The organism is Ancylomarina sp. (assembly GCF_041555295.1).
Classification (GTDB): domain Bacteria; phylum Bacteroidota; class Bacteroidia; order Bacteroidales; family Marinifilaceae; genus Ancylomarina.
Genome location: NZ_JBFFKR010000185.1, coordinates 1 through 6,953, shown reverse-complemented (window position 1 = coordinate 6,953; position 6,953 = coordinate 1). Strand labels below are relative to the sequence as shown.

At 34.2% G+C, this 6,953-nt stretch carries 6 protein-coding genes; all 6 read left to right on the top strand.

Annotation, left to right across the window (positions count from 1 at the left end):
* Positions 1-348 (top strand): ABC transporter permease (locus ABY905_RS12250; RefSeq protein ID WP_372644299.1); only part of this gene is annotated, 348 nt, incomplete at its 5' end.
* A 70-nt stretch (positions 349-418) separates the two neighbouring features.
* Complete coding sequence (locus ABY905_RS12245; protein ID WP_372644297.1) at positions 419-1,081, top strand: ABC transporter ATP-binding protein; 663 nt, start codon at positions 419-421, stop codon at positions 1,079-1,081.
* Between the two features lie 46 nt (positions 1,082-1,127).
* Positions 1,128-3,557 carry an ABC transporter permease gene (locus tag ABY905_RS12240; protein ID WP_372644295.1) on the top strand — a complete coding sequence of 810 codons (2,430 nt, stop codon included), beginning with the start codon at positions 1,128-1,130 and terminating at the stop codon, positions 3,555-3,557.
* A gap of 31 nt (positions 3,558-3,588) precedes the next feature.
* Positions 3,589-3,879, top strand: a complete 291-nt coding sequence (locus tag ABY905_RS12235) for a hypothetical protein (protein WP_372644293.1) — start codon at positions 3,589-3,591, stop codon at positions 3,877-3,879.
* Between the two features lie 153 nt (positions 3,880-4,032).
* Positions 4,033-5,304, top strand: a complete 1,272-nt coding sequence (locus ABY905_RS12230) for a hypothetical protein (protein ID WP_372644291.1) — start codon at positions 4,033-4,035, stop codon at positions 5,302-5,304.
* Between the two features lie 425 nt (positions 5,305-5,729).
* Positions 5,730-6,953 (top strand): hypothetical protein (locus tag ABY905_RS12225; protein WP_372644289.1); only part of this gene is annotated, 1,224 nt, incomplete at its 3' end.

Sequence of the window (6,953 nt, the reverse complement as noted above, 5' to 3'; positions counted from 1 at the left end):
ATAATTATATCCTCACTTGGATTGTTTGGTTTATCATCATACATTATAGAACAAAAATACAAGGAGATGGGAATTCGAAAAGTTTTTGGTGCTGAATTCCAACACCTATTCAAATCATTTATTATCCGTTTTTTGAGATGGATTTTATTAGCTAACTTAATTGCTTGGCCTATTGCTTACTTCCTTATGCAATGGTGGTTAGCAGGCTTTGCATACAGAATACACATTTCTTGGCTTGATTTTTTAGGAGCTGGATTATTATCAATACTAATCGCTTTTATTACAGTTTTTTATCAGAGTTATAAAATATCATCAATAACTCCAATAAAGGCTATCAGGTACGAATAAGCTTTAATAAAAAATCACATTTTTTCAGAATTTGAAATTTAAAGATATCATGATAAAAACAAATAACTTAATGAAAAAATTCAGGACAGACGAGGTGGAAACCACTGCTCTGAATAATGTAAACTTAGAAATAAACGAAGGTGAATTTGTTGCTATCATGGGACCTTCTGGTTGTGGAAAATCCACCCTCCTAAATATTTTAGGCTTATTAGATAACCCAACAAGTGGTGAACTCTTTTTTAATGATGCACGGGTTGATGGTTACAGTGAACGACAGCGAACCAACCTACGAAAAGAAAATATTGGTTTTGTTTTTCAAAGTTTTAATTTGATTGAAGAGCTTACCATTTATGAGAATGTGGAACTTCCCTTACTCTATATGAAAGTTTCGAGTTCAGAACGCAAAAAACGTGCTAATGAAGCATTAGATCGGATGAAAATTGCACATCGAGCTAAACATTTTCCACAACAATTATCAGGTGGTCAGCAACAAAGAGCAGCTATAGCCCGAGCAGTGATAACAAACCCAAAGTTGATTCTGGCCGATGAACCTACTGGTAATCTCGACTCAGCTAATGGAGAAGAAGTTATGAATTTGCTAACGCAGCTTAATGAAGCAGGAACAACCATTGTAATGGTAACGCACTCTCCTTCTGATGCCGATCGCTCTCATAGGATCATTCAACTTTTCGATGGACATATTATAACTGAAAACATGAGACAAAAATTATAAACTCCTTTTAAGAACAAAATACAGATGGAATAAAAACGCTTATCCTATGCTCAAGAATTTCTTTATAACTATTATCAGAAATATATCTAGAAATAAGTTCTATTCTGCAATCAATATGGCAGGGTTGTCCATAGGCTTAATCTGCACAATTTTAATCACCTTATTTATTCGTGATGAATTCTCTTACGACAAATACAATGTAAAACACGATCGAATTTATAGAATCGGATCTGATTTTGTGTTGAATGGAAATCGAGATAGAATTGCGACTTCGGCTTTACCCATGGGTGTAACATTTAAGCAATATTTCCCTGAAGTTGAAGAGTATGTTCGATTTATATATAGTGGCAAACAACAAATAAAATATAAAGACAAAGACTTTTATGAAGAACGTATTGCTTATACCGACTCATCTCTTTTTGACGTCTTTTCGTATGAGTTAATTAAAGGTGACCCTAAGAAAGTACTCACAAAACCCTATTCTGCTATTTTAAATGAAACCATAGCTGAAAAATATTTTGGTGATGAAGACCCTATTGGAAAGGTCATTTTAGTTGATGATACATATAAATTTACAGTCAAAGGTGTCATTAAAGACATCCCCTCTAATTCTCATTTTAAATTCAACATTCTATATTCAATAAGTACTCTTGTTGAACAAAACGGTGATGAACACTTTAATTCAATAGAGCCCGATGCCTTTTGGAGCCTTAGTTATTACACTTTTATCTTACTTAGAGAAAACAGCAGTATTACAAGTGTTGAAAAAAAATTCCCTCTCTATTACGAAAAATACATGAAAGAGTTTGGGGATCAATTAGGGATTGATTTTAAAATTATTTTTCAAAAAATCGCCGATATACATTTAAAGTCGGATTTAAAATGGGATGCACCAACAGGTAATATTAAATACATCTACATTCTATTTGCCATTGCTCTATTCATCCTTACAATTGCAGGAATCAATTATATGAATATGGCAACTGCCAGATCTAGCAAACGAGTGAAAGAAGTTGGAATGCGTAAAGTTGTTGGAGCTCAAAAAGAAAGTATCATTCGTTTATTTTTATTAGAAAGCCTAAGCCTAACTTTCTCCGCACTTATCATAGCTATCATAAGTGTAGAACTAATTCTTCCTTTATTCAATATGATTGTAAACAAGGATTTAGTCCTAAGCATCTATCAAACTCCGGATGTCTTTTTGTTTATTATCACCATAGCCCTATTACTAGGAATTGCTTCCGGAGCTTATCCAGCCTTCTACTTATCCGCTTTTCAACCATCAGCAATTCTTAAAGGTACCAGAAGATCACGAGGTGGGCATAAGCTTTTAAGACAAATTTTAGTTATCTGTCAATTTACTGTTTCGGCAATCATGATCAGCGGAACAATCATTGTTATATCTCAACTATTTTTCCTGAAAAATAAAGATATAGGGTTTGACAAAGAGAATATAATAATTGCTCCTGTTCGTGACTCTTCAATGCAAGCCAATATAAAAGATTTTAAAACTGAACTCAAGAAAAATCCAAATATTAAAGCTGTCGCTACCTCTAGTTCATTAATAGGCTTCTCTAGCTCAAAAACGGTTCATCTCTATGAGGTCGAGGATGAAATGAAAGAATATGCACTAAACTTTAATATAATTGACTACGACTACATTGATTTAATGAAACTTAAATTAATGCAAGGGCGTAAGTTTAGTAAGGCAATAGAAACTGATTCAACAACAGCTTTCATTGTCAACCAATCTGCCAGTCAGAAATTCAATTGGGGATCTAATTCTATAGATAAAAAACTTCAATTTGGGGTTGCAATCGGTGAACACAAGGATGTTCGAGAAGGAAAAGTGATCGGTGTCATCAGTGATTTCCATTACCAAACGCTAAGTATGGTTATAGAACCCCTAAGCCTGTTTATTTCTGAAGCTCCCGAACACAAAAACTATATTCACTTTAAAATCGAACAAAACAAACAGAGTGAAACAATACAATACATTCAAGAAACTTGGAAATCATTTAGTCCCAATCATACATTCAACTATTTCTTTTTGGATGATAAGATAAATACAAGATTTAAAACTGAGGAAAGATTAACTCTCATTTTCATCATTTTTTCAATCATAAGCATCTTAATCGCATCGATGGGATTATTCGGTTTATCATCGTTTATGGCCGAACAACGAACAAAAGAGATTGGTGTAAGAAAGGTACTTGGAGCATCAACCGGGAATATCGTCTATCTCCTAACACGAGAGTTTTTCAAACTTATAATAATTGCGAACCTCATCGCTATTCCAATAGCCTATTGGGCACTGGATATTTGGTTGCAAGATTTTCCTTATCGAATATACATCCATGCATGGATTTTTGTATTAACACTTATCATCTCACTCATTATAGGTCTTTTCACCGTTTCATGGCAATCGTATAAAGCAGCAGAAGCTGATCCTGCCATGGCAATTAAATATGAATAAGAATTATAAATTGACATCTAAAAAACTAATCATGAGAGAAATATGTATTCCTATACCTATCGACACGGGAGCTGAACTCGCAGAAGTTGAAGTAAAGATTGGCAAAAAAAATCTCAAATTCCAATACCGCTTAGAATCTTTCCCTTGGGAAGTTGATAATGAGGATATAAAAGATGGTATTACTGAGGATTTGTTGAAGATTTACAAACTCAAAAAAACGATATCCGAATATGATAACGATTGGGAATTAATTCAAATTTACACCCCTGCCGAAAAGGCCAGAATTATTCAAATCTTATTTAGGAAAAAGCAAAACATCTAAACAGTATCATCATGTCTAAGATGTTTCAATAATAAAACCTTTGAGAAATATTTTTCCTTCTCTTTTTAATTGTCTTTTTTATTGCGATCATCTTGTAACTTTTCAGCACACTATTCGTTTTATAAGCAATATGAATTTTAATGCTTGCTTACAATGAAAAAACATCTGCAAATTCAATCCTGGTATCAGCTTTTCGTTTTATTTTCACTCCTTACTGGTTCGTTTTCCATAACGACTCCTATATCAGCACAAAACAAGTGCATGATATACGGAAGCATAACCACAATCGAAGGAAAAACTTATGAAGGCCCTATCAGATGGGGAGACGAAGAAGTCTTCTTATCAGATATCTTTAACTCGGAAAAAATATCAAACCCCTATCTCAAATATTTAAAAAAATCGAATTTTAAGACAAACTACAAATCCTCTTCTCGATCAAATAATCGAGATTGGGTAAATGTTTCTGTCAGCAATAAAAGACACAACACAAATTATCTGGCTAGAAAGTTTCAGTGTCGGTTCGGAGATATTAAATCCATAACCATCACAGGAAGAGAAAGTGTAATCTTAGAACTTAAATCAGAGAAATACATCAATCTAAGCGGAGGTTCGAATGATGTCAACTCCAGAATCTCGATTTTAGATATCGAATTGGGTTTGCTTAGTTTGAATTGGAGCGAAATAGATGTGATCAAATTTTTCCGTCCAACACAAAAGACCTCCGATTCATTTGGCCAAGGCATTTATGGCAAACTAACAACGACACAAGGTGTATTTACAGGTTTTGTTCAGTGGGATCACGATGAGCGATTATTAGATAACAAGTTAGATGGAAAATCCTCTGATGGTGATCTTAAGATACCGTTTAGAAAGATTAAAAGTATCACAAAGCAAGAAAATGCTTGTCTTGTAAAACTTACATCAGGCAGAGAAATAGAACTATATGGTACGAATGATGTTAATTCCAGCAACAAAGGAATAATTGTTAATCTTCCCAATATTGGGAGAGCTGATTTTCACTGGAAACATTTCATTTCCTTTGAAATATTTGAAGAGAAAACCCCTGAATCACTATGCGACACGTCATTCCCAGATAGTGTGCGACTATATGGCAAAGTTATCACAAAGGCAGGCGAGGAATTAGAGGGTGTTATTGTTTATGATTTAGACGAAGCAATGGATTCAGAATTACTCAATGGTTATAATGATGACATCAAATTCTCTATCCCTTTCAGAAATATTGAAAGTATAAGACCAATGGCAAATGATTATGCAGCAGTTGTATTAAAAAGTGGCGAGAAATTATTTTTAGGCGATCAGGCTGATGTATCGAACAAAAACGCGGGTATTCTCATCTTCACTTCTTCTGAAGAATTCAGTATCCTTAAATGGGATGAAATCGAAGAAATCGTTTTCCTAAATTAAGGTTCTCATTTCCCGACAGTAAGTATTTATAACTAAAACAAAAACCACATACAACTTGACACTCTCAAGTTGTATGTGGTTTTGTCATTCCCCCCTTCTGATAATTCACTCAAATTCAAAATAGACTAACACTAACCAATTGAATAATAAAACAATTACAAGATGATTATTTAAGGATCTTTTATTATTTTGATCGTAAATACACAACTTCATTCATCCTGAAAACCTAAAACCTTCACATATGTTAATAAAAAACCCAACAAATAACCTTCTATATTTTCCATTAGTCACTATTTTGATGCTTTTTACAATTAAATAGCTTATTTTTACATGAAATACAGCTATTCCTCTTCTTATAATTTGGAAACAGGAATCTACTCTCTATTTTATATGATTAAACAACACGCATTTTATAGATTTTCGCTATGAATACGAAAGCAATCAGCTTAATTTACATTATTATCCTACTATCCATTTCTGGCGTTGTTAATGCTAAAGATTTTTATTGGATTGGAGGCTCTGGAAACTGGAATGAAATTCAACACTGGAGTGATCAACCTGGCGGACAGGTTAATCCTGACGCTGCCGTACCAAATTTCAGTGACAATGTATTCTTTGATGAAAACTCGTTCTCAATTACAGGAGCTGAGGTCGTAATCAACGATGTTGCTAAATGTGCTAATATGGATTGGTCGAATGTGACCAATCTCCCTACACTTAAGGCGGATAATGATCCTGCACACTTTTTGACTATTTATGGTGGTTTAAAACTAGGAACTGACATGCTCCTAGATTTATTAAAACCACTCTATTTTAGTGCATCAACGCCGAATAACGAAATTGACTTTGCTGGGCATACCTTCAACGAAGATATTCATTTCACTAAAAATGGTGGATGGATCATCAAAACTCCTCTTCATGTTCAAAACCATATCATATACTTCGAGCAAGGTAATCTAAGCTTCGAAGCAGACGTTACATGTGCTCAAATTATTGCAGATAATCCTATTTCCAGAACATGGACGTTAAATAACTCAACCGTCAATTTAACTGGCTCAGGTGCCTCGGTTTTAATGATTAATGCAGACAACCTCAATTTAAATCCAGGAAATTCAAACGTGATTGCTAGTGGAGTTGGCGCAAGCATAGCTATATCTGGCAGTGTACCACTAAACCTATACAATATCGAGTTTCAGAAAAATGGTGCCAGAATTATCAACGAAACCTTATTGGTCAACTTTAATAATGTTGAATTTATGGATGGTGGTAGCCTACAGGGACCTAATCGATTCCAAAACTTAATATTCACCAAAGGAAATGATTACTTCATACAGAATGGTTATGATCAAACCATACTCGATTCGTGGACCGCAATTGGAACCTGTAGTGAACACATCAATCTTTCAGGCCTTGGTGGCAATGGAAGTATCATAGCAAATGCAGTCAGCTTAGAATTTCTTAAAATAAATAATATGAGTGCATCAGGAGCTGCTGCTCCTTTTGATGCCAATGATTCATTTGATCTTGGAGGAAATACAAACTGGAATATTATCCCCTTAACCCCTGATAATTACAGCTGGACTGGAGCAACTGACAATAAATGGAGTACGCCCTCAAACTGGGATAAAAATTGTGTTCCTTCAAGAATT